This window comes from Thermogutta terrifontis (genome assembly GCF_002277955.1).
Taxonomy (GTDB): Bacteria; Planctomycetota; Planctomycetia; order Pirellulales; family Thermoguttaceae; genus Thermogutta; species Thermogutta terrifontis.
On sequence record NZ_CP018477.1, the window covers coordinates 4,637,803 to 4,660,879 of the forward strand.

Here is a 23,077-nt window from a genome sequence, read left to right on the forward strand (position 1 = left end):
CGTTCGGAGGGGCACGCTTGTCGTGCCCGGGGAATAACAATGGATAATCCAACATCAGGGAGCGGACGTGACAAGCACGTCCCTCCGACAAACGGACGTGACAGGCACGTCCCTCCGACAAGCGGACCTGACGAGCGGGTCCCTCGGAGAAACGGACCTGACAAGCAGGTCCCTCGGAAAGGCGGACGTGACACCTGAAGCTTTGCGTCGCGAGCTCAAGCGTTCTGCCCAGGGATGGTCGCCCGCCTGGATACTTCCTTCTGTTCCTGTGCGGGATCCCCGGCGGCGTTTTTTCTCGCCCAGGTATTCAGAAGGGACGAAACACGCGATTCCAGCTCGTCGATCATCCGCAAGACTTCGTCATGGCGTTCGTCCAGCGATTCGAGAAGCCGTAATTGCTCATCCACCGTCAGAGAGCCGCCAAGCTGCGCCAGAATGCCCTGCGAGCGCGACAGGGCCGTATTGGAACGAATCATGGGCGTCCCCTTCATCTCGGAGCCGTCTGGTGCTTCGTCTCGTCAGCAACGGTAAAAATCGTCAGGGGGAAAGTCCGATGATCGAAAGAGACACTGAAATTACGGTCATGCGGATTGAGAAAAATGCGCAAGCAACAAAAAATAGGAACATCATCGTCAGGTAACCCACAGATTGGCGGCATTTTTCCCCAAAGTCGAGGGAAGAATATTCGAGCGTATTCTCCTAGCGGGGCTGCTGGACAAGACCCTCGTGGGCGGCTACCATCAAAGCTGGATGTGGCTGGGGCGTAGCCCTCAAAAATGGTTCCCGCTCGACAAATGCCCACAAGGGGCCTTCTGTCCGGGATAAATAATTGATATGCGGGACGACCAGCGCTTGGTTGACCCGCTCTGGTGTTTTTCTGTGGTTTGGGATGGTTGCCAAAGGCTGTTGGTGTTCGTTTTTGATAGAAAGGAGGTTACCGGGTGGTCAAACTGATCCTGCGTGAAGGCGAGTCGATTCAAGAAGCTGTTCGTCGGTTTCGTAAGCTGGTAGAACGAGCGGGAATCAAAAGGGAGATGCGGCGCCGGGAATACTACGAAAAGCCCAGTGAAATCCGGCGCCGGGCACGGTTGCGGGCGGAGCGGCGTGCCCGCCGGGCGAGGATGCTCATGATGGGTCGGTGAGTTACCTCGCCTGCCTCGCGAATAGCTGAGAATCGATACGATTTCACGCGGATCGGCGGCATAACTGGTAACTTCGGCCGTCGGCGGGGGAATTTCTGCATTTCCCCGCCGCGTTCTGTTTATAATGGCAGTTGCCCTCTGGCTGTTATGCCGAATAGCGCTCGACTGACCCAATTTGCCAATTTTTCGCCAGCCTGACCCAGCGTTCATGAATGCCTGTATTCGTTCGTGGAAGTGGCATATTCTCTTCTCCGCCGGTTGCCTGGCGCTTGCATTGTTTTACCCATCTGAGCTGCCTGCCCGTGAAGCCGGTGTCTCCAATCCTCAGCCGAGCCCGGCGGTCGTGGCGAATCTTGCCCCTTTTCCAGGCCAAGTGACGGTCCAGGATGCCACGGGGGAAGGTGTTTTAACGGCTATTTTTCCACCGCGGACGATGGCCACCCTCGTGCTCAGGGAAACGTGCCGGATTTCGGCGACCGGGCAGTTGCCACCGACCGCCACTTCGTCTCGATGCGAGGAAGTCATCGGTCCGGGCAGCCTGGGGATTCTGTACGTGGTGGGTCAGCCTGAAAAGCCAACGTTCCAGATGGCGGTGGTCACCCCTCAGAGTGACCCCTCTGCCCTCGCACGGGTTTTAACCACAGCCTCTTCGGCCCTCGACCAGCAAGCGATGACCCAATTCATCACCGGCGGATACACGTCCCTGGGAGTTGTCTGGGAGCCAAATCTTCGCCCTCGGAAGCTCCTGGTGCCCGTCAAGATTCTTGTGGACGACGAAGAGCCGGCGGCCCGACGGATATGGGAAGCTCGGCTTCGGGCACGCATTGCCGCGGTCAACGACATCCTTGGCCGATTCTGCCCGATCCAGCTAAACGTTGTCGCGGCAGAAACATGGCGATCAAATGACAAATTGGCCTCACTGGAGGACGGTTATCAGCAGTTCGTAACCACGGTGGATCCCCTCCCCGGCACGCTGGCGATTGGCTTTGCGTCCCAATGGGCGAGCCAGAAACAAGCGGCAACCTTGGGGACTTGCGCCGGGCCGTTCAGTCGCCACATCCTGCTCCGCGAACATGGCCCCGCAATCACAGAGACAGAGCGGGTGGAGATGCTTCTCCACGAACTGGGCCACGTGTTCGGTGCGGTCCATATCGCGGATACGGATTCCCTCATGCGACCCAAATTGGAAAACCGCCGGGCACGGGATCGGCAATTCCTGTTAGGATTCGATCCTGTCAACACGCTCGTCATGAACATGGTGGCGGGTGAACTTCTCCAAAGGAAAACACGCTGGGAAGATTTCTCCGAGCACACCAGAGGCAGCCTCCTTTTCTGCTATCGCGCCCTGGTAGCGGCGGAGGAATCGGACGAGACCGCCTCACTCCTGATAGAACGGCTGGAGCAGGTGTCGCGCCAGCAGGCGCCTTTGGTGGCGGGCGTCGAACCCGGCCAAGCCACGGACGATACTCCTTCCGGAGATCTGCGAGAGTCCTCCGATCAGCCCCCGACGAGGTCTCCGGCAGTTGATCTGGCTCACGGAGCTCCCGCGCCTGAACCGCCGGGAGAAACGAGATCTTCCATAAAGCCGGCGACGCCCGAAGCAACGGCGGGATTGGAAAGACCGACAACTCCTCAGGAACATCAATCCGGCAGGGAGGCAAGGGAAAAAACGGGCACTGCCTCCACGCCGCCAACAGGGTCGACCGATGTCTTTCCTCCGCCAGCCCCACCGGAAGAATCGCTGGCTGCCGCCCGCTGGGTGATCCAGGCTGTGGTGGCAGAATGGGATCCGGCGGCCGTACCGGTCAGTGGCCCTCGGCCGATGGGGGACGCTGTGATGGAGATGCTCGTTCGAAAAGCGGCGGAAGTGGCTCAGCAAATTCCTGCCCAAAGCGCCACGCAGCGCTCCGCGTTTCTGAGAGCCCTGGCAGTCCTCGTAGATGATTCGATTTTTCTGCGGGAGCAACCGGGGCTGGGAGTTGTCTGGGCGAAACTGGAGACTGAGGCAGAGCGACAGCGTCGGTTGGCGCGAATACCCCTGCCGACAATTGAAGGCCGACACGACTGGGCCCAGCACTTCGGTGTGTCTGCGGCCTTGACTGACCTGTTGGGAGCAGGACCCGCTCGAAGCCTGGGCCTGGCCAAAGAATGGCGAGATGCACAGGGGGACTCCGGTTTCAGTTTTACCGACCTCGCCGCGGATTACGCGGGTGTTGTCTTCGCCGAGGCAGTCCAGAGCGGGAGAATTTCCCTCGCGGAGTTGGCTGAGAACTTCACACTGCCGGCCTATGTCCCCCCGCTGTCACGGTATCCGGAGGAAATTTCCTTCCCGCGGATGATCCGCGAGTACGGCGGGTTTTTCGGCGAACGCACCCGGGCAATCGTCCGGGAAATCGAGGACGCCATCGGATCTCTCCCGGCTTACAGGAGAAGTCCGTGAGGACTTTTCCGCGGTTGTTTCCCGCAGCGGAACACACTCTTCGGTACCCCAACGCGAAGCGAGCATCCCACGTCCGTGTCATATCACCCCACCACATATACGTAGACCATCAGGGGGCCGCAGCCAAGCGTCTATACCATAGGAAGTGGGTATTAACCCACTGGATAGTGGTTGTGCAGGCTGCCATTCTGACACAGATTGCCGGTTAATGCGGAGAACCGTCCGGCGATCCGGTCAGATTTCCTGGTCGTAACATATTAATGAGAGACAAGTTACGACAGACATCGCGTTACTGCACCAATGGCACAAGGTTTGCTTGCAAGTGAATTTGGGAGGTTTCTGCAGGTTCCGAATGGTCCTTCGCAACGCGTAGTGAAAAACGGGTGGAGGCCACGCGGAATGACTCCTGAACAGCGGCGAACGATTCTGGTGACGAGGCGCTTACGGGAGGCTGCGGGCTACCTCGAATTGGGTCTGGTGGATCAGGCACTCCAGTGCCTGGAAATCGAGGATCTTGGCCCGTGGGAGGGGCCGGTCAGCATGTTCAAAGGGCAGATTCTGGCTTCTCAAGGCCGTTACCTGGATGCGGCAGCGGCCTTCGAGCGGGCCGCTCAGGTATTCCCACCTCCCCACGATCGCCTCGCCTGGTACACGCTCAGTCAGTGTCTCCGGCAGGCGGGAGACACCGTTCGCGCTATCCAGGTGCTGGGACGCGCCCGGGGCGCTTACCCGCGGCAGTACTTTTTCCCCACCGGAGGCGAAGTGTGAGGAGCACGACGTTCCCTTACCGCGGATAGCGTTCGCCCTGGAAATAAACTCGCTGAATTCTCAAAACCGGTTGATCTTCAATCCGAACCATGCCGCTTTCCACCCATGAAGCGGCTTTTTTTGTGCGCTCTGATCTCGGAAAAAGTTGGTCATTGACGAGATCGTCAGTCAATTCAAAAAGGATGAACTCCGGGCATGCGCCCACCTGAAAAACGGCAGGCGGCAGCCCCAGCAGGGCTCGGGGATTGACCGAGGCCATCCGAAACGCGTCGGCCACAGTGCAACCGGTCAAACGGATGGCGTTGACGATCCCGGTAATGACGGGTTGCGCGGCACCCGCAAGGAGTTGCCGCTGCCCAGCCACTACAAGCCGTCCTTCGGGAAGCATTTCGACTTCCCCGAGAGGAGTCCGATAAATCCCTGCTGGCATACCGGCCAGAGCAGTTACATCGCTGACAAGAATGGACCTCGTGATCCCCTTGGCCCGAAGGGCCACAATCATAAAGTCTTGCGGCAGGTGGTGGCCATCGAAGATGAAGCTCGCCCAGAGCCGGTCCTCGGCAAGCTGATACCAAAGATAATTGGGATGCCTCGGCAGCATGAGGTGACAACCGTTCCCCAAATGCGTGCTGAGTTGAGCACCCGCCAACACTGCGTCTTCCAGTTGCCTAGCCGTTGCAGCGGTATGTCCGATGGCGACGATCACTCCGTTGGCCACGGCCCTTTCGATGAAAGGCACAGCTTCGGGATACTCGGGCGAAAGGGTGATCAAGCGGATGAGACCGGTGGCGGCTTCCTGCAACTGGCAGAACTCTTCCCAATCTGGCGGACGAACGTGTTCTCGGGGATGGGCGCCACGTGGGCCATCCTCGGGGCTGATGTAGGGGCCTTCCAGGTGGATGCCGGGAATCGCCCGGGCCAAAGGTGGATATTCGTTCACAGCCTGAGCGATGGTCCGAACGGCGTTGATCATTACTTCCCGACTGTGGGTGGTGATGGTCGGGAGAAACCGCGTCACGCCGGTCGTGAACATCTTTTCCGCCACGGCCCAGACGTCTTCAGGCGAAACGTCGGGAGCCGTGAAATCATGGCCGCCGTAGCCGTTCACCTGAATGTCGCAGAGACCGGGGGCAATCCACGGTAACCGGTCATCCGATACTTCTCGGGACCCGGCGGTTTCGCGTTCCAGGGAGACGATGCGATCCTCCTTGATCGTGAGGGCCACGATGCCACCCGACACAACATCTCGCGCGACAATCCGTTCGGTTGAATCTGCCATGCTCATGCGTTCATTCCATCCTGCTACAATCCCGGGTCAATGCTGGACAGGCGGTCGGTTCCTTCGGATGTAGAAAGCCAGGGTCATGGGACGCCGTCGAACGCGTCCATCCAATGGGCAAACGGAGGGTCGAATTCCACCCCGACCGGCCACCCGTCCTGCACACCGTTTGCAAGTCCTATCATTCACGCCCTATGGGAACAATGCAACGGGCTGATTTCCATGTTTTTATGGTAGCGAAGGGGGGATTGACTCGGTACAATGGCGGCCGGATTCAAAGGATGCGGGGTCCCGATGCGGGGATTTAAAAGACGGTGAGGCGAAAGGCGGGAACTGGAACGAAACGGGAGGTTGCGTCGTGATCGAGTTGGGATTTCACACCGACAACTGGCGGCCGCTCAGCAAAAGCTTCGAATTCGCCGTGGAACGGGGTGCAGCCCTGGGACTGAAGCATGTGGAGTTTGCCGTCATCAACGGTCAGGATTTCATCCAGGAGATGGGGTACGACCCCGCCATATCGCTTCAGAGTAATCCCCGGGCGTTGCGGCGATATCTGGAATCCAAGGGATTGTCTGTTTCGCAGATCGATGGATCTTACCCCCTCATGGGGCCCAAGGGCTCCGCTTTCGGAATTCACTACGTGCAGCAAACCATTCGATTCGCCGCCGAACTGGACTGCCCCATTGTCGATACCACCGACGGCGCTGTGGAAATCCCCGGCCTTTCTCGTGAGGAAGTTTTTCGGATTACATGCGACAACTACCGCCAGTGTTTGAGCTGGGCGGAAGATTACAACGTCATCCTGGCAGTGGAGCCGCATGGTCCTTACACCAACGACCCTGAGTTTCTCCATCGCCTCTTCGATTATTTCCAGTCGGAGTATCTCCGATTCAATCTGGATACCGGCAACACTTTTATTGCCGGGCACGATCCCCTGGAGTTTTGCAAAGAATTTCGAACGTACCTCGTCCACTGCCACATCAAAGATGTGAGCGAGAGCCTGGCTGTTGCCGCTCGGGGTCACGACACAGGAATCGGCACGTCGTTCGTCCCGGTAGGCGGTGGTGTCAACGCCGAGAACATTAAACGCGTCATTCAGTACCTCAAGGAGACTAACTGGAGTGGCGTGATGTCCATCGAGTGTTACGGAACGGACGAGTTCATGCAAGCAAGTGTCGATTTTCTGCGTCCCCTCGTCGCAGATTCCTAAAAGCAAGAGCGATTCGACCGCCAAAAACGAGGATCTCCATCACAAGGCTGTTGTTCAATTTATCGCTGCCAGGATGAAAATTGGGAGGTGACGTATGCTTGGTCCCATGAGTCGCCGGAGTTTTATGGGCCACGCGGTGATAGGAGCGGCGGGACTGTCACTGGCTGGTGCCGCAGCCGCGCGTGGCGATGAAACACTCCCGCCCCCTTCTTCGCTTGCTACCCTGCCGCGGGGCAAAATCAAAAACCTGGAAATCAGCCGACTCCTCCTCGGCGGTAACCTGCTCACGCATTTCACCCACAGCCGAGATCTACGTTACGTGTACAATCTTGCTCGGCACTACAACACGGATGCCAAAATCCTCGAGACGCTCGCCATTGCCGAGGCCCATGGGATCAACACGCTTGTTATTCACTATGCACCGGCGGCCATCGCGGTGCTCCAGGAGCACCGCAAGCGCGGCGGCAAAATGCAATGGATCATGTGCACCGCCCATGCCCTGGTGAGCGGTGGCATGGACGCTTTCAAGCAGCAGATCGATGCACTGGTGGAAGCCGGCGCCAATGCGCTGTACATCTCGGGTCTGGAAGGCGATTTCGCCTGCGGATTTCTCAATGATGTGTGCGGGCCGGATGCCGATGAGCGCGTCGGTGCACCGCGAATGGAACTGCTCGCCCAGGCCCTGGAGTACGCTAAATCGCACCAATTGCCCGTGGGAATTGGAGCCCATCGCATGGGGGTTGTCGCAGACTGCGAGAAGGCCGGGCTACCAAACGACTTCTACGTTGTCACGTTCCACCGCCAGAATTACCCATCGGTGAAACTCTATTACGATTCCCGGTGGTGTTCCAAGCCCGAGGAACTCGCCGCCCTGATGCAGAACGTGGAGAAACCCTGGATTGCATTCAAAGTGATGGCGGCGGGGGCAATCCCACCAGAAGCCGCTTTTCGGTACGCGTTCGAAAACGGGGCGGATTTTGTCCTGGCCGGGATGTTCGACTTCGAAATCCCCGCTGATGTGGAGATTGCGAACAAAGTGTTGAGTGAGCTGAAAACCCGCTCCCGGCCCTGGCGTGCATGATAGGCTGCTGGGACGAGCAACTCAGGTGTTTTTTCCAGGCAGGAAATAATCTCCATCATGCCCCTGGGCCAGAGCCGCCCCGGGAGACTGTGGTGGGCGTTCGTGGAGGGACGATCTGGCCGTAGCCGTGATGGTATTTGTCGTACCATTTACGGGCTTCTTCGAGCGGAATTTCCAAAGGTTTACCGAGCTGGCAGGCAAGAAACGCTTTTTTGGCCACGTCTTCCAGGGCGATCGCAAGCTTCACGGCATCGATCGCGGTGGGACCCCACGTGAAGGCCCCGTGGTTTGCCAGCAGGATGGCCGGGGCCCGATTGCGATACCGAATGATCGCCTGGCCGATATTGTCCCCTTCATTGTCAACATACGGGGCACATGGGATTTCTGCCCCGAAGTAATCGGCAATTTCCGTGAGACACAGTGGGATCGGCCGTCCCACGGTGGCCCAGGCGGTGGCGTAGTCGCTGTGAGCATGGGCAATCCCTCCCACCCCCGGCATATTCCGGTAAATGTACAGGTGGTGCGGTAAATCGACGCTTGGCCGCAGGTGGCCGGAGAGGATTTTCCCCGTGATGAGATCCACTTCCACGAGGTCCTCCGGTGTGAGGGTTTCGTAATCGACACCGGACGGCTTGATGACGAGCCGGCCTGTGCTGCGGTCCAGCCCGCTGACATTGCCCGAGTGCAAACACACCAGGCCATACTGTTGAAGCATCTTGTTGGCCCGGCACACTTCCTCGCGGAGTGATTCCAGCGACATGACACGATCTCCTACCCGCCATCCTGGGCGCTGTCACAAGCGGAGTCCCAGAAGGTCTTTTTTCGCCTACGATCTGATCATACTTCTTTGCGGACTTCCTTCCGAATAGCAATGAGCGCTTTCATGACATCGTACAGGGAGGTCTCGTAATGGGGCAAGCCGAACGCATCGTGCAGTTTGCGGTAAAGCTCGTAGAGGCGGGCATAAATAGCCGCGGCTGCTTTTCGGGGCCGATAAACTGTGGGCTTGACGCCCGTCATCCGTCGCTGAGCCTGCTCCACTGATTTGTAGACTCCTCCCACAACAGCTCCAAAAATCGCGGCGCCCAGAGCGCAGGTTTGCGCCGAGCGGCTAATCTTCATCGGACGGTTGCACACGTCGGCATAGACCTGCATGACGAACGGGTTTTTCTCGGCAATGCCCCCACAATTGATGACCTCTTTCACCGCTACACCGTATTCTTCAAATCGCTTGATAATCGTCAGCGCGCCGAATGCTGTGGCTTCCACCAGCGCGCGATATACCTCGGGAGCGGTGGTCAAAAGTGTTTGACCGATCAGCAAACCGGTTAATAGAGGGTCCACCAGGATCGTGCGATTTCCGTTGTTCCAGTCCAGTGCCAGCAAGCCGCTCTCGCCGGGCAAAAGTTTTTCGGCCTCCCGCGTAAGCGCCGCGTGGGGATCGCCTTTGGCTGTATATTGCGCAGGAGTCAGGTACTTCACAAACCAGTTGAAAATGTCGCCCACCGCCGACTGCCCGGCCTCCAGACCATACATGCCGGGAACAATTGAATGCGGCACGATGCCGCACAGCCCGGGGATGTCGGGCAGGTCCTCATTCATCGGCACGACCATCATGTCACACGTGCTCGTCCCAATAATTTTGACGAGAGTTCCCGGCTTGATTCCCGCTCCCACCGCACCCATGTGCGCGTCGAACGCCCCCACGGCGACGGGAATTCCGGGCCGGAGTCCGACTTTCCGGGCAATCTCCGGAATAAGCTCTCCGGCCTTGCGGTCCGCGGGAAGCGCCTCTGGGGCATATCGCCGCCGAATTTTCACCAACTCCGGGTCGAGACTGGCCAAAAATTCCTCACTCGGCAGCCCTCCCCAAGCGGGATGATACATCGCCTTGTGACCGGCCGCACAGATCGAACGTGGAATCGTCTCTGGCTTCAGATTGCCGGTAAGCCAGCCGGGAATGAAATCGGCGAGTTCCACCCACGAATAGGCCGCTTCAAACACCTCCGGACTGGTCCGACGACAGTGGAGGATCTTCGACCAGAACCACTCCGAACTATACGTACCACCGCACTTGGCAAGATACGGAAGCCCCATTTGCCGGGCCTTCTCGGTAATCTCGGCCGCTTCAGCGTAGGAGGTGTGATCTTTCCACAGCCAGGCCTGTGCGGCAAGGTTCTTCGCAAATCGTTTTTGAAAGGCGAGAGGCCAACCGTTTTCATCCACAGGAATGGGCGTGGATCCCGTGGTGTCCACGCCGATCCCCACCACGTTCTCCGGCTCGAAACCGGCGCTTTTAGGAATGCTGCGAATGGCCGCCCGCACGCAGCGATAAAAGCCCTCGATATAATCAGCAGGATTCTGTCGGGCAAGATTGGGGTTCCTGGAATCCAGGAGGACTCCATGCTCGCCGCTGGGATATTCAAAAACCGCCGTTCCTACCTCTGTCCCGTCTTCCACATCCACCACCAATGCCCGTACGCTGTTGGTTCCGTAATCCACACCGATCGCGAACCGACGGGGTAATCGTTTGGCCATATCGACAAGCTCCTCCACAAGTCCACAAGCAAGTGCCAGAACGCTACGTGCTGCCTCGACTCACCCAGTTGCCAGAAGTCTCCGTCGATAACCCCGGCTACAAGATGTGTGTTGCTTCCTGACTCCACGAACAGCAAATTTCCCCATAAACTACCCACGGGCAAGCGAATCCGCAACCGGGTGGGCGTTATGGCGGAGGAAGTCGGTCGGGAAGGGATGTGCTTGAGCAATAAAAGAGCGGACTCCCCATATGGAGTGCGGGGCTTTAGCCCCGCTGAAACGGAATCCATGATCGAACGTTGACAAACGGACCTGACAAGCAGGTCCCTCCGGAGCGTCGGAGGGGCACGCTTGTCGTGCCCGAGGAAAAGGGAATGGATGACCGAACGTCAAACGGCGGACCCGACAAGCGGGTCTCTCCGACGTTGTAGGGGCAATTCATGAATTGCCCCTACCAGTGCGCTCTCGTGGTCGTGGCGAAACACCGCCAACGCCAAGGTTGTGAAGGCTAAAGCCTTCACTAAAAAGCGGCGATGAATCGCCGCACTCCATAAAGTGCGGGACTTCGGTCCCCGCTGAAACGGAATCCATGATCGAACGTTGACAAACGGACCTGACAAGCAGGTCCCTCCGGAGATATGGACCTGACAAGCACGTCCCTCCGAGAAAAACGGACCCGACAGGCAGGTCCCTCCGAAGCGTCGGAGGGGCACGCTTCTCGTGCCCGAGAAAAAGGGAATGGATGACCGAACGTCAAACGGCGGACCCGACAAGCGGGTCCCTCCAAACGTAGACGTGACAAGAATGTCCCTCTGGGAAAAGCGGACGGGGGCAAACGCATCCCTTCGAGGGCGGCCGACTAAAATGGCAGGGGCGACCGGCTGGTCGCCCCCAACTTGCGCCACGCTCTTGCAGGTCAAGCATGAAGTAAAGATACCCGGGTGTTCATTCGTACTGGGCGAGAAGCTGCTTGAGTTCCTGTTTAGGGAGAAAACCCGTTATGCGTTCCACGGGCTTCCCGTCCTTAAACAGGATCAGCGTGGGGATTGCTGACACACGGTACTGGGAAGCCAACCGCGGTTCTTCGTCCACATTGACTTTAACGATCTCCACGTGATCGATTTCCCTGGCCACTTCCTGGAGAACAGGTGCGAGCATTCGACACGGCGGACACCAGTCCGCGTAAAAATCCACAAGCACTGGCTTTGTCGACTGAAGCACCCTGGATTGGAAGTCTGCCGTGGTCACGTGTTCAATCGTGTGGCTGCTGGAGAAAAACATACTTTTCACCTCCTTATTCTCTTTTGACGTTTCTTTCGCGTTTTCTGCTGTGGAACTTGCCTCACTCCCCGAAGCCGTGTTCTGGGAAACGGAAACCCGATTTTCCGCTCCGCTTTCCGGCGTGGGGACGGACTCGTTCCTCTGCTCCATGGACCCATTACCTCCCTTCTGGCCGGGCGCGATCACGCCGCTCAAAAACCCCTGCGAACAACCCACCAGCACAACGAGTAGGAATAAAGAGGGGATAATGGTCCCCCAGTTCACTACGGTTTTCGCACGGGAGCAGCGACCGCTCGGGAAGCCTGGCAATCCATTTCGCGACAGCATTGGGCAATCTCCGTCTCAATTCGAAATCCACCTTGGTGTGCACGTGCATCCGAATAATATAGACGGGCGGCCCCGCCGATTCGTTACATCGGGACGGGAAGATCCTTGGCCGGTGCAAACGGGGCGATGAAGCGGATCCTGCCCCCGGGTAGCCTTGACGATACCCCCAGCGATGGGTGACAATAATAGTATCGAGGACCCACTTCTCCTGAGCGGTGGATGAACTAGGGCTTACGCGACGCTTCGGAACGTCGCTTCCGCTGGTTGTTTGCGCCTGCCGCACGAACTCTGAGTTGCAACTCTGCCCGTTTTAACCTTAACTCTGAAAGACAGCCACGATGATTGAGAGGCCCGGCAAGAGGGGCTGAACAAACGTCAGCAGAAAGCGGAAGACGACTGACAACAAGTTACAGGGGGTCCTTTTTATGTGGCATACTTCCCATCTGGAGAAAGTGAACATCAGCCCGGCGAGCATGCGGGTGATCAAGCTGCTGGTGGGGAACTCCCCGAAAAGCGTGGCCGATCTCATCCGCGAAATGAAGGTGACGCGAACCGCGGTGACCGAGCAGCTTAATGAGCTTGTCGCCGCCGGGTTGGTCGAGCGACAGATGCAGCGGCTTCCCGGACGAGGCCGACCTCGTCACGTCTACTCCGCGACTCCTGCGGCTCTGGCACTCCTTTTCGCACGCAACCAGGAACTCGTTCTGCCAGCAATCTGGCGGGCGATTCGCCAAATCGGCGGAGAAGAGTTGGTCAGGCAGGTCGTCGATCGAGTCAGCCGAGATCTGGCGAATCATTACCTGCGGCGTATCACCGGAGAAAAACCCGAAGATCGCCTCCGTCAACTTGTCAGCATCCTCCATGAAGAGGGCGTGCTGGCAGAAGTGCAGGAGGAAGACGGAAAAATTTATCTTCGACAGCGCAGTTGCCCCTATATAATCATGTTTGAAGAAAATCGAACGGCCTGTCTGCTGGACCAGGAGATCATCTCGGAAGTCCTGGGCGCACCCATTCGTCAGGTGGCATGCCGCCACGATGGGGCACCGTGTTGCGTGTTTGAGGTGGAAAAAAACTGGGCGCAAAAGGAGCGCCACACCGCTTCCCAGTGAACGTTGCAACTGATGCTCTCGCCGCCCTTGTAAACCACTGTGTTCAAACGTTCCCCCCGTCATAAGCCCGCATCGGACGCGAATCACCAGAAATCTTCTTCAGAGCACCGGCCTGGCGTAGTGGACCGGCAACCCTCTCAGACCAGACGAAACCGCGTTCGGTGGCGATCCGTCATCCTCGGGGCAGTGCTGCTCGTCATCGTGGCCGGAGCGGGATGGGTCTTTCTCGACTGGTGGATCGTGGTCCCGGAATCCGTCCAGGCCACCTACGTGGGGCGGCAAAGCTGCTGGAAATGCCACGAGCGGGAATGCACGCTCTGGGAAGGCTCCGATCACGACCTGGCCATGGACCACGCCACGGAGAAAACGGTCCTCGGCGATTTCAATAACGCGACCTTTACCCATATCGCGTTCAGCGACCTGCACAAATTTTCGGATGACGAACTGCGCGCCATTCTTGCAAGAGTGGACGACAAGACGCTCGCCATCGCGCTTCAGCCTTACGAAGCCCATCACACGGCGGAGTCTTTTGCGCCGTATATTCCTCCTTCCGGCGAAGCATCCCGCAAGAAAATCCTCGCCGTGCTGGAACCCGCGCGAGCCAAGAAAATCGAAGAGCTTGTCCAGTGGTACCGCAGCTTTGCCCGTCCCTGCGATATCACGACCGCCCACCGCGCCCTCGGTGACGCAGCACGGGACCTCATACAGGCTGGCATTGTTCAGGCCCCGTGGGCTGTGACCAGTCAGTTTTTCCGCCGCGATGGCAAATATTATGTGGTCACTGACGATCGGGAGGGAAAGCTGCGGGAATTCCAGGTGGACTATGTTTTCGGCGTTTATCCGCTTCAGCAGTACCTGGTCACGTTTCCTGATGGCCGTGTGCAATGCCTGCCCCTTGCCTGGGATGTCAAATCGCGGCGGTGGTTTCACCTTTATCCCAGCGACCCCGTGCCGTCGCAGGATCCGCTCCACTGGACGCGATCGCTCCAGAATTGGAATTACATGTGTGCGGAATGCCACACCACCAATCTTCAGAAAAACTACGATCCCGACACCAACACTTATCGCACCACCTGGTCGGAGATCGATGTGAGTTGCGAGACCTGCCACGGACCGGCCAGCGTCCACGTGCAGTTGGCCGAGTCCTGGAGTCTGTTCTGGGATCGCAAACGCGGCACCGGCCTGGCCGATCTGTCCCCCAAAGGATGCGACAATACGACCCTGGTGGATAGTTGTGCACCGTGCCATGCGCGAAGACGACCGGTGGCCGCCAATTTCCAGCCGGGAAAGCCCTTTCTGGATTATTACGTGCCCGAATTCCTGGATGGAAATCTGTACTACGCGGATGGCCAAATCCTCGATGAAGATTACGAGTACGGGTCGTTCACCCAAAGCCTCATGTACAGAAAGGGCGTGAGATGTACGGATTGTCATGATGCCCACACCGGCCGCATCAAATTCGCCGAAAAGGTGCCCCCTGGCGAAATCCGCCAGCCCTACGTGGACAATCGGCTGTGCGGTCAGTGCCATCTGCCCAGCAAGTACGACACGCCCCAGCATCACCACCATCCCGACATCACAAAGCCGGGAAGTCGGTGCGTGGACTGCCATATGCCGGAAACGACATACATGGTCGTGGATGCCCGCCGGGACCACAGCCTGCGGGTTCCCCGACCCGACCTCACCGTCACGCTGGGAATCCCCAACGCTTGCAACATCTGCCATCAGGATCCGGAAAAGGGGGAAACGCCCCAATGGGCGGCAGAATGGATCGAAAAATGGTACGGCCCGCGGAAAGACCCTGGGCATTTTGCCTATGCGTTCGACCGGGGTCGGAAACGTGATCCCAGCGCGATTATGGATCTGCTTGCCATAACGCGCCGCCAGGACCTCTCGGGAATGGTGCGAGCCAGCGCCGTTCTGCTCCTGGGAAATTACAGTCAGGATATCGTCCGCGGCGCCATCATGAGCGCGGCAAGCGACGCAGATCCACTCGTTCGACTGGCGGCCGCCCGGGCACTCCAGCAACTGACCATCACCCGGGAAGATTTTCCCCGCGTCCAGCACCTCCTCCGAGATCCGCTCCGCTCAGTGAGGGTGGAATCGGTGCCCTGGGCAATCAACCTCTCCAGAGACATCTTTTCTGCTGCGGTGGCTACCGCATTCGATCGGGCGGTCCAGGAATATCGCATGAGTCAACAGATTGTCGGCGACCAACCCGGCGCCCATATGAACCTTGCCCTCCTCGCGGAAGCCTTCGGCAATCCCCAGGAACAGGAGCGCGAATATCTGACGGCTCTGCGAATCGATCCCGATTTTCTCCCAGCGCGGAATAATCTGGCCATGTTTTACGCACGCCTTGGAGAGTTCGAAAAAGCTGAGCACCACTATCGCGAAGCCCTCCGCATTGCCCCTGATTTTGTGCCCGCCCGCGACAATCTTGCCCGCCTTTACTATCAAATGGGACGGTTGGAGGACGCCGAGAAAGAATTCCGGATTATTCTTGAAAAGTTTCCCGATCGGGGCGATATTCACTATTCGTTGGGGCTCCTGCTAGCCGAACAACCAGGCCGAATGCTGGACGCCACCGCGGAATTGCTCGAAGCCGCACGACTTTTGCCGACTGAACCTCGGGTTTTATACAACGCCGGCTTGGCATTGCAAAAAATTGGAAAACTAGAGCAGGCAGAAGAGTATCTCGCACGCGCTTATCGCCTGGGAACACCCACGCCGGATCTGCTTCAGGCTTATGCCCTGTGCCTGGTGGAACTGAAACGCTGTGCCGCCGCTCGGTCGATCGCTGAGGAACTGCGTCAACGGTATCCGTCCCCGGAAGCGGACGTCTTCTATCGCCAGATTGTCGATCGCTGCTCCCACCTGCAATAAATGGCCCGCTGGAAGTTGGTCCCAGTCAGACTGCCCCGTCGTCATGAGCCGCTCTTCCAAGACCGGCAAAAACTCTGCAACGAAAACACATGATTAAAAAGAATTGGAAAATACTTTAGTCGTAATTACAGTTAAATCGGGGTCAGTGACACGAGTAAATATTCTTCTCCGTAACAATCCAGTCCATGCGAATATCATGCGGAAGCATGGGAATTTCTTCCACGAGTTGCCATTCAAAAGCCAGCCCGACCTTGGGAACACGCGGTGAAAGTTGTTTGAGAAAGCGGTCGTAATACCCTTTTCCCCGTCCCAGCCGTCCGCCCCGACGATCGAAACCGAGTCCCGGTACAAGCACAACGTCCAGTTCCTCCGGTGTTGCCACGCGATCGACGGCCGTGCGAAACCACTCGGCAGGCTCCAAAATACCAAGCGTGCCGGGGACGAGTTCGTCGAAGTTGCGGAATCGAAACAATCGGAGTTCCGTGCTCTCGCACCACGGGATCACAACGTTCTTGGCCTCGCGCCGCATTTCCTGGAGCAACTCATGGGTGCACACCTCCCGCGGAAGGCTGACAAAGCACATGACCGTGTTCGCGGCCCGAAACGGCGGAAAGGATTTCAACTGGCTCACCACAAGCCGAGAAGCCGCCTCAATCCATTCTTGGGGGACGCTGGATTGCACGGCTCGCAGTCGTCGGCGAAGCTCCTGTTTCCTCGCCAGAATTTCTTGGAGTGGTTCCATTTTTCAGTCGCTTTTATTTCGCTGCTGTTGTGCTTACTATGGCAGGGGTCTTGATAGCGAAATTTCTACCGCACGATACGGTGAGCGAATAGCCCCTCAAGTCCGTACCACCCTGGGGCCTCTCCCTTTCGCCGGATCGGGCAACGGCCTGGTTTCACCGGACCATGCACGAAACGTCTATCGCCAGAGGTGCCAGACTAATTATTAAATATAGTCCAGCAAGGTCATGCGGAAAATTCGTGCGGTAGCCTGAAGCGCGGCCTGATACGCCGATTGCTTGGCCACCAGCGAGGAAATCACCTCTGCCAGATCGGCATCGTAATCCGAGGAAAGAGCTGTTTGAAGCTGGAGGTTTTCGTCTTCCAACCTCTGGGCAAGAATATCCAGGCCCTGCTGCTTGGCGCCCAGTTCCGCCCGGGCAAAATTCAGATTAAGAACAGACTGATCGAGTAAATCCACAGCCCGCTGGGCTTCGCTCACATCGTTCTCAATGAGAGCCCTGTGAAGCCGCACGAGGGCGGTGAAAATGCCCTCCGTTTCAAGTGGATGAACGTCCCGCCCGGTCAACCGTGCTCCCTCACCCCCGTCGACAGTCGGAGGATTCTGAGGATCGGTCAGGGCCACGGTGCCGCTTCCGTCATTTCCATCCTGGCCATCGAGGACCATTTCAAACATCTGGGGTGCGACCGGATCGGCCTGAAAGAGCTGGATGAGTTCGCTGGCCGTGGTGACACCCGGCTGGATCTTAAATCGCAGTGTCTTTGAAGTGGGATCAAAACTGAAACTTGCCGGCGTGCCGCCAGAGTCCTCAACGATCACGCGATACCCGTTGGCTTCGGAAGTTGAGCCGCGCGTACGAATGATCAAATCGTTGTTGGTTCCCGGCGAATTGACCACGACCTGACCACGACTTCCCGCGTTCGTGGCCGTACTCCTTTCGGCTCCGGGCGGAATCAGCCCCAAATCGATGGCGGCTGTGCTCAACTTTGTCCGTTCCACGGTAAGAACGCCGGGACCGACACTTTCATCCACCAATTCGATGCCATTGCCATATTTGGCCAGACGGGCAGTCAGCAAGGGTGGCTCGCCCGGTGCCCGCGGTGGATTACTCGGATGGTTATTAATTCGATCGATGATATCCTGGAGCGTCTGCGCGCCGGCGATATCAATTTCCAGCTTGACGCCGTCAGCCCGCGTGATGACAAAATCGACACCCCCGGCGCTCCCGCCGCTCGTCTGTACCTCCCCAATACTCAACAGCCCGGAACCGTTATTCGCGCCGTTCTCGTCGGCAAGCCGGAGATCGAAATAATCCCGCGCGCCAGGCGTTGCGGCGAACAGCTCGACAATCTTTTGGGCGGTTGTACTCCCGGGAACTATCCCGATCGCGATCTCTTTTTGAACCGGGTCAAAACTGATCGTTTCTGAACCGGGCGGCCCACCTGTGTCGAAGAAACGCAGTTTGTATCCATTCCATTCCGCTCCCGGGACCCTGGCCTGCAATATCAAAGCGTTATTCGCGCCAATGGGATTAAAGATAACCTGCGCAGTTTGCCCTACCTCCTGATAATCGTGTACTCCGCGTCCAAAGTTCAGCTCGCTCAATCGGGTGGACCCGGTTAACGTGCGCACGCCCAGTTGGGTGGCTGTTTTCCCGCCATTCTCTCCAATCGCGAAATCGGCACCGCTGACCCGGGATCGGATATTGATCCCCCGTCCCGAGTTATTAATTTCAGCTATCAATCCATACTCGGGATTATTCAGTTTATTTATTACATCTTCAATTGTGTAGGCGTCTGAAAAGTCAACAACAAAGGTTCGCCCGCCATTGGTAATTTGCAGGCCCGAATTCCGGTCAAAATCCTCGCCGCTGCCCCCTTCTGTAACGGCAGCCCATTCGCCCGGTGGCGTGGGGAAAACCAACCCCTGGCCCGGAAATTCGCCCCGATCCGTGATATCCAGCAACGCATAGAAAGGAATCACACCGGCTGAATAAGCGTCATTGATCGCCGCGACAACATCCTCCGCTTTGGTGTGCGTTTCGTCGATGCGAATCGTGAGTTCTTTATTGACGGCGTCATATTCGATCAATTCGTTTCCCACGGTGACCAGGGGATCATCGACAAGGCGTATTTTCACGCCGTTTAAGGCGTCGCCGTTGCGGTCCGCCTCCAGAATGAGGTCGTTGTCACTTCCCTGAAAACGCAAAACGGCCCGCGCCGGTGTGCCCAGTAGATCGCTCAGCCGCGTCGTGTTCCTCAGACGCGGCTGAAGATCGCTACCCACAATTGGCGATGTTCCGACGCCGATCTCGCGAAAGATTCCCAGTTGCTTGGCCGTGGTCCCGCTGCCCACATCACGGATGGTCAGGTCGCCCGTGCTGGAGGCAAGCTGGATTTTTAAACCCGTGGCCGTCACCTCTACATTCAGGGGAATATTCGCCGCATTATGTTTAATAAGCAGCGCGACATCCCCAATTGTGTGCGCGCTGCTCAGATCGACGATCGCTGTTGTGGTTCCATCAGAGATGGCGATGCTTCCCAGTGCGATACCCGCCCCGTTATGCAGGTCGCCAAGCGGTGTATCGAACCGCAACCGCGGACGGAGATCGGCGCTGCCCTGCACAACCTGAGAGACCGCGCCGAATATCGCACTGCCAGGAACATTGTTGTCGAATAAAAGATCCGTATCAACATAGGATTTTAGGACACCCTCATTCCCCTGGTAGAGAATAAGGTTATTTCCAACCCGTGTAAATGGTCTTGTATCGGTGGCTGTGCCCGCAAAAAGATAGCGTCCGCGGAATTTTTGGTTGGCTGCATCCAAAAGCTGCTGAATGGCCTGCTGAATTTGCTGAGCCGCAGCTGCCCGCTGGGCGTCGGTGGCCGTCGTGCCGAGCACGCCCAAGGCATTGGCTCGTGCCTCGGCCACAATTTCTGAAACCCGGCTGAGAGCCGTATCCGAAGCAGCCAGGTACGACTGCGTGGTGGCGAGATTGGACTTGACCTGACTTTTCTGCTCCAGAAGTCTTTGCAGTTCGATGACCCGCAAAGAGGCAATCGGATCAGCACTGGGAACACTGAACCGATGGCCTGTGCTCAGTTGGGTCTGAAGTTCAAAAATATCCTTCTGATCCGCCTGCATCTGCTGCAGGAGACGCTGGCGGACGAATAAATCGGTGATTCGGGTGGTGGGAACACCACTAACGCCGCTCATAAATGTGGTGCCCTGATGGCTATTCGAAAGTGTTTCCGGTACTATCCCGTACGTGAATATGACTCAGTACGCCATTAATCAGATTTAAATACTCACCAGAATTTCAATCAAATCGTTGAGTGTTTTAATAAAACGGGCTGAGACCTGAAACTGTCGCTGGTAAGCAATCAATTTGACGACTTCCTCGTCGAGGTTGACGCCGCTAACGGCCAGTTTCTGACCTCGCAGCGTATTTTCGAAGGTTCTCGCCGAATCGGCCTCTGCTTTGGCGATCGCTGAGCCCTGCGTTACTTCGGCAACCATTCGATCATAAAGTTCGTGAAGGCTCAATCCGCCATAATCGTCCAGAGGTTTGTCACCGAATCCCGCAAGTTCTTCTGCGAGTTGAGTGTCCGCACCAATGCCCCCTCGACTTGCGGCGAACTTGCTCGGATCACTCGCCACCACAGGGTTGATGCCGATATTCCCGGCGTTGCTACCGGTGAAAAACGTGTTGATGCCCAGCCCCGCGAGCAGACCACTCGTGTCGTTGGCAAATGCGAAGACCTGATCGCTGGAGGTGGACCGGATCGTCAGCCTGCCGCCTGCATCGATCGATGCCGAGAGACCGTCTATGGCATTAATCTGGTCGGCAATATCCTGAAGTGTCGTCTTTGGAGTATGTCCCAATAAATCAACCCGAATAGTGTACGTCCTTATTGTTCCTGTTTGTGTATTATACAACTGTATCTGGAACGAACCGTTGCGAGGGGGAAATGGCAAGCCGGCACTGTCCAGCGGGATATCGCTGGCCACCACAGCGTTCGTGGAGGTGACCGTGGAAAACCCGGTGAGCCCCTGCCCACTGGAAAACAGCTGATTGAAGCCCGAGATGAGCGCGGCGCTGAACTCGTTGAGCTGGTCGAGAAAACCGCCGAGGATGCTGTCGCGCGCAACCAGAAGTCCATGCAACTCTCCGGAATTCACTTCCAGAGGCGAGTTCGTTTCGTCCAGGCGAATCTCGGAAATGGCAAGGCCGCGATCGCTCCGCCGAGCTACTGAGACCTGTCGGGCTGTGCCTTCATAGACCAGAAAGAAACCGCCGGAATAAACAGCGACGCCCCCACTCGGTTGTTCCTCAACGCGAATATCAATGAGGCTGGCCAGCTCTTCCAGGTCCTGCAGCCGCTGGTCCCGAAGACCCACCGCGTCGCTCTGGGAAACGTCCCCACCCTCGGTCTCGGCAATGCGAATATTCAGTCGCCGAATATCCTCAATAAGTTTGTTGATGCGATCGGCAATATCGTCGACTCTGGAATTGAGGTCGGAGCGTACCTGATTAACACGTTCATAAAGACGCCGAATATTCTGTGTCAGGGTCTGTCCCTGGAGGACAGCTAGATTCCTGGCAGAGGTGCTCTCTGGCTGATTGAGGATCTCTGAGATACTGGCGAAAAAACGTGTGAGATCGCTGCTGAGGTCGGTTTCATTCAGCTCCCCGATGAGCCCCTCCAGTTGGTGGAACGTTTGTTCGCGGACTTCCGCTCCTGCCCGATCACTCACAGACGCCCGCAGTCGCTCTTCGAGAAAGTGATCGATTTTCTGAATGACGGCTGCCACCTCAACCCCGAGGCCCATGGGGAGCCCCCCCAGCTTCTGGATGGGCGCTGGCTTGAGGATAACCTCCTCCCGAATGTAACCGGGAGTTTCGGCGTTGGCGATGTTTTGGCCGGCCACCTGCAGGGCGATCTGGTCCGCCCGAAGGGTATTGCTGGCCATCCGAATGGCACTAAAAAGGGACATTGCGTCTTTCCTGTCTTACATCGCCTTTGCAGCCTGACTAAGATTCTCAAACTGATTGATCGAGCAAGCTCCCCTGCGGAGTCTCACAGACAGGTGTTCCCCTTTTTTCATATGTCGGCGCACGCTGGCCACCGGTCGCGATAATCTCTATCAATTGCGAAAGATGCATGAGAGCCCTTTGATTGAGCATCCAATTTGTAAGATTGTGAATTTGCAGAAGACGCATATTATGGGCAGCTTCGGCAAGCCGGTTCGAGACGGCTCTGCTCACTCCCGCCGATTCCGCCAGCGTCCGTACATTGTCAGCGGAAAAGCCTTCCTGGCGGGCTTTATTCAGGAGTTCTCCCCGGCGATCCAAACACTGTTGAAGGCGCGACTGAATATATTCGCACCGGGGAACGAGTGCGGCCAGGCCTTCCGCATCAGCGTTGGCAAGGCAAGTTCGCTTTTCCCGAAGATACGTCAGCACCTGTTCCTGAATCGTGATCAACTCGTTGAGAAAGTCAGCCAGTTCACGCTCCCAAACTGTGCCCATGTGAGTATCCTTACTCCAGTCCAATCCACATGGCATTCGTGATGGAAAACCCTGCTGCTGCGGCGAATGTCCAAGGCGCCGACACAACGGCCATCAGCCGACACGGGATCGGCCCGTGAAGAAGCGCGGCCGCCAGTGGGCCCGCCTGCCAGATGCGATGTCCCCGTCTCCTCCTTTAGTGCCGCTTGGCTATCAATCTTCCTCTTAACTGACTATGTCACCGCAACGATTTTCGCTGGAGCTGGAACAGCTCGTACATCGGTCCGGCAAATCTGTCACCGGTTGCCTGGGCCAGTTTTTCCGCCACGGCCATGTCCAGATGCTGTTCGAAAATATCCTCCGCCAATCCTCCATGGAAGTATTTCGTTTTAGGCACGGATTTTCGCATTTCTTTAAGAAGCAGTCCGAAGAACGTTTGTCCCACAAATTGCTCAAAAACCTCCTTCAGTTTGGCTTCATCACCGTCCGGTATGTGCGAGATGGTGCCTTCCACATCGCCAGTCAGGTCCATTGGCCGATTTGCCAACTCAGTATTGACCTCGCTGAATTCGTTAGAGAGTCTGTGCGGAGAGAACTGGCTGTCCGACTGATTGGCCGCCCGCTCCAAAATCGCAGCAAACGTCTCTCCCTGGGAACGGAGGGCCTCCTGAGCCGCGACGCTGGCCGGAGTCCACGGAGTGGATAAGAGTGCCGGACGTGTCGAAACTGTATTCAACATGATACTTCTTTCATTGATTTCGT

At 57.3% G+C, this 23,077-nt stretch carries 17 protein-coding genes; 7 read left to right on the forward strand and 10 right to left on the reverse strand.

All coding sequences use genetic code 11. From position 1 onward, the window contains the following. Positions 1 to 215: 215 nt before the first annotated feature. Positions 216 to 476, reverse strand: coding sequence for a hypothetical protein (locus THTE_RS17165; RefSeq protein WP_095416594.1), 261 nt, complete (start codon positions 474 to 476; stop codon positions 216 to 218). A 465-nt stretch (positions 477 to 941) separates the two neighbouring features. Between THTE_RS17165 and rpsU the strand changes: the two genes are divergently transcribed. The 3 genes from rpsU (at position 942) to THTE_RS17180 (ending at position 4,350) form a co-directional block, all read left to right on the forward strand. Continuing rightward, positions 942 to 1,142 (forward strand): 30S ribosomal protein S21, encoded by a 201-nt coding sequence (rpsU, locus tag THTE_RS17170; RefSeq protein WP_095416595.1) that lies wholly within the window; start codon positions 942 to 944, stop codon positions 1,140 to 1,142. Positions 1,143 to 1,350: 208 nt separating this feature from the next. Continuing rightward, the gene (locus tag THTE_RS17175; RefSeq protein WP_095416596.1) at positions 1,351 to 3,582 is read left to right on the forward strand and encodes a hypothetical protein; all 2,232 of its coding nucleotides are present in this window, start codon (positions 1,351 to 1,353) and stop codon (positions 3,580 to 3,582) included. Positions 3,583 to 3,981: 399 nt separating this feature from the next. Further along, on the forward strand, positions 3,982 to 4,350 hold the full coding sequence (locus THTE_RS17180) for a tetratricopeptide repeat protein (RefSeq protein ID WP_157732206.1): 369 nt from the start codon (positions 3,982 to 3,984) through the stop codon (positions 4,348 to 4,350). A gap of 16 nt (positions 4,351 to 4,366) precedes the next feature. On the opposite strand, the gene THTE_RS17185 is transcribed toward THTE_RS17180, so the two are convergent. Beyond that, complete coding sequence (locus THTE_RS17185; RefSeq protein ID WP_207651735.1) at positions 4,367 to 5,635, reverse strand: N-acetylglucosamine-6-phosphate deacetylase; 1,269 nt, start codon at positions 5,633 to 5,635, stop codon at positions 4,367 to 4,369. Between the two features lie 352 nt (positions 5,636 to 5,987). Here THTE_RS17185 and THTE_RS17190 point away from each other — a divergent pair, with 352 nt between their 5' ends. Both THTE_RS17190 and THTE_RS17195 read left to right on the forward strand, forming a co-directional pair. Continuing rightward, positions 5,988 to 6,839, forward strand: coding sequence for a sugar phosphate isomerase/epimerase family protein (locus THTE_RS17190; protein ID WP_157732207.1), 852 nt, complete (start codon positions 5,988 to 5,990; stop codon positions 6,837 to 6,839). A gap of 94 nt (positions 6,840 to 6,933) precedes the next feature. Then, the gene (locus THTE_RS17195) at positions 6,934 to 7,920 is read left to right on the forward strand and encodes a twin-arginine translocation signal domain-containing protein (RefSeq protein ID WP_095416599.1); all 987 of its coding nucleotides are present in this window, start codon (positions 6,934 to 6,936) and stop codon (positions 7,918 to 7,920) included. A gap of 55 nt (positions 7,921 to 7,975) precedes the next feature. Here THTE_RS17195 and THTE_RS17200 read toward each other — a convergent pair whose 3' ends face one another. From THTE_RS17200 to trxA, 3 genes are all read right to left on the reverse strand, one after another. Beyond that, the gene (locus THTE_RS17200) at positions 7,976 to 8,680 is read right to left on the reverse strand and encodes a class II aldolase/adducin family protein (protein WP_095416600.1); all 705 of its coding nucleotides are present in this window, start codon (positions 8,678 to 8,680) and stop codon (positions 7,976 to 7,978) included. Between the two features lie 77 nt (positions 8,681 to 8,757). Continuing rightward, on the reverse strand, positions 8,758 to 10,458 hold the full coding sequence (locus THTE_RS17205) for a ribulokinase (protein WP_095416601.1): 1,701 nt from the start codon (positions 10,456 to 10,458) through the stop codon (positions 8,758 to 8,760). 945 nt (positions 10,459 to 11,403) lie between these two features. Beyond that, on the reverse strand, positions 11,404 to 12,066 hold the full coding sequence (gene trxA, locus THTE_RS18595) for a thioredoxin (protein ID WP_237260167.1): 663 nt from the start codon (positions 12,064 to 12,066) through the stop codon (positions 11,404 to 11,406). Positions 12,067 to 12,491: 425 nt separating this feature from the next. On the opposite strand from trxA, the gene THTE_RS17215 reads away from it, so the two are divergent. Both THTE_RS17215 and THTE_RS17220 read left to right on the forward strand, forming a co-directional pair. Continuing rightward, entirely contained in the window at positions 12,492 to 13,175 is a 684-nt protein-coding gene (locus tag THTE_RS17215) for a helix-turn-helix transcriptional regulator (protein WP_095416602.1), read from the forward strand. Positions 13,176 to 13,295: 120 nt separating this feature from the next. Continuing rightward, complete coding sequence (locus THTE_RS17220; RefSeq protein ID WP_095416603.1) at positions 13,296 to 16,061, forward strand: tetratricopeptide repeat protein; 2,766 nt, start codon at positions 13,296 to 13,298, stop codon at positions 16,059 to 16,061. Positions 16,062 to 16,203: 142 nt separating this feature from the next. On the opposite strand, the gene THTE_RS17225 is transcribed toward THTE_RS17220, so the two are convergent. The 5 genes from THTE_RS17225 to THTE_RS17245 all read right to left on the reverse strand — a co-directional run bounded on the left by THTE_RS17225 (position 16,204) and on the right by THTE_RS17245 (position 23,054). Further along, positions 16,204 to 16,803 carry a 5-formyltetrahydrofolate cyclo-ligase gene (locus THTE_RS17225; RefSeq protein ID WP_095416604.1) on the reverse strand — a complete coding sequence of 200 codons (600 nt, stop codon included), beginning with the start codon at positions 16,801 to 16,803 and terminating at the stop codon, positions 16,204 to 16,206. Positions 16,804 to 17,007: 204 nt separating this feature from the next. Further along, positions 17,008 to 20,019 (reverse strand): flagellar hook-associated protein FlgL, encoded by a 3,012-nt coding sequence (flgL, locus tag THTE_RS17230; protein ID WP_095416605.1) that lies wholly within the window; start codon positions 20,017 to 20,019, stop codon positions 17,008 to 17,010. 84 nt (positions 20,020 to 20,103) lie between these two features. After that, on the reverse strand, positions 20,104 to 21,801 hold the full coding sequence (flgK, locus tag THTE_RS17235) for a flagellar hook-associated protein FlgK (protein ID WP_095416606.1): 1,698 nt from the start codon (positions 21,799 to 21,801) through the stop codon (positions 20,104 to 20,106). 46 nt (positions 21,802 to 21,847) lie between these two features. After that, entirely contained in the window at positions 21,848 to 22,336 is a 489-nt protein-coding gene (gene flgN / locus THTE_RS17240) for a flagellar export chaperone FlgN (RefSeq protein ID WP_157732208.1), read from the reverse strand. Between the two features lie 217 nt (positions 22,337 to 22,553). Then, a complete protein-coding gene (locus THTE_RS17245; protein WP_095416608.1) occupies positions 22,554 to 23,054 on the reverse strand; it encodes a rod-binding protein in 501 nt (166 codons plus the stop codon). Positions 23,055 to 23,077 lie beyond the last annotated feature (23 nt).

What these genes read in the sequence shown, in the direction of transcription:
- THTE_RS17245 (WP_095416608.1), bottom strand. Translation starts at nt 23,054, where the DNA reads ATGTTGAATACAGTTTCGACACGTCCGGCACTCTTATCCACTCCGTGG.
- THTE_RS17200 (WP_095416600.1), bottom strand. Translation starts at nt 8,680, where the DNA reads ATGTCGCTGGAATCACTCCGCGAGGAAGTGTGCCGGGCCAACAAGATG.
- flgN (WP_157732208.1), bottom strand. Translation starts at nt 22,336, where the DNA reads ATGGGCACAGTTTGGGAGCGTGAACTGGCTGACTTTCTCAACGAGTTG.
- THTE_RS17165 (WP_095416594.1), bottom strand. Translation starts at nt 476, where the DNA reads ATGATTCGTTCCAATACGGCCCTGTCGCGCTCGCAGGGCATTCTGGCG.
- THTE_RS17185 (WP_207651735.1), bottom strand. Translation starts at nt 5,635, where the DNA reads ATGAGCATGGCAGATTCAACCGAACGGATTGTCGCGCGAGATGTTGTG.
- THTE_RS17180 (WP_157732206.1), top strand. Translation starts at nt 3,982, where the DNA reads ATGACTCCTGAACAGCGGCGAACGATTCTGGTGACGAGGCGCTTACGG.
- trxA (WP_237260167.1), bottom strand. Translation starts at nt 12,066, where the DNA reads ATGCTGTCGCGAAATGGATTGCCAGGCTTCCCGAGCGGTCGCTGCTCC.
- THTE_RS17225 (WP_095416604.1), bottom strand. Translation starts at nt 16,803, where the DNA reads ATGGAACCACTCCAAGAAATTCTGGCGAGGAAACAGGAGCTTCGCCGA.
- flgK (WP_095416606.1), bottom strand. Translation starts at nt 21,801, where the DNA reads ATGTCCCTTTTTAGTGCCATTCGGATGGCCAGCAATACCCTTCGGGCG.
- THTE_RS17195 (WP_095416599.1), top strand. Translation starts at nt 6,934, where the DNA reads ATGCTTGGTCCCATGAGTCGCCGGAGTTTTATGGGCCACGCGGTGATA.
- THTE_RS17205 (WP_095416601.1), bottom strand. Translation starts at nt 10,458, where the DNA reads ATGGCCAAACGATTACCCCGTCGGTTCGCGATCGGTGTGGATTACGGA.
- flgL (WP_095416605.1), bottom strand. Translation starts at nt 20,019, where the DNA reads ATGAGCGGCGTTAGTGGTGTTCCCACCACCCGAATCACCGATTTATTC.
- THTE_RS17175 (WP_095416596.1), top strand. Translation starts at nt 1,351, where the DNA reads ATGAATGCCTGTATTCGTTCGTGGAAGTGGCATATTCTCTTCTCCGCC.
- THTE_RS17215 (WP_095416602.1), top strand. Translation starts at nt 12,492, where the DNA reads ATGTGGCATACTTCCCATCTGGAGAAAGTGAACATCAGCCCGGCGAGC.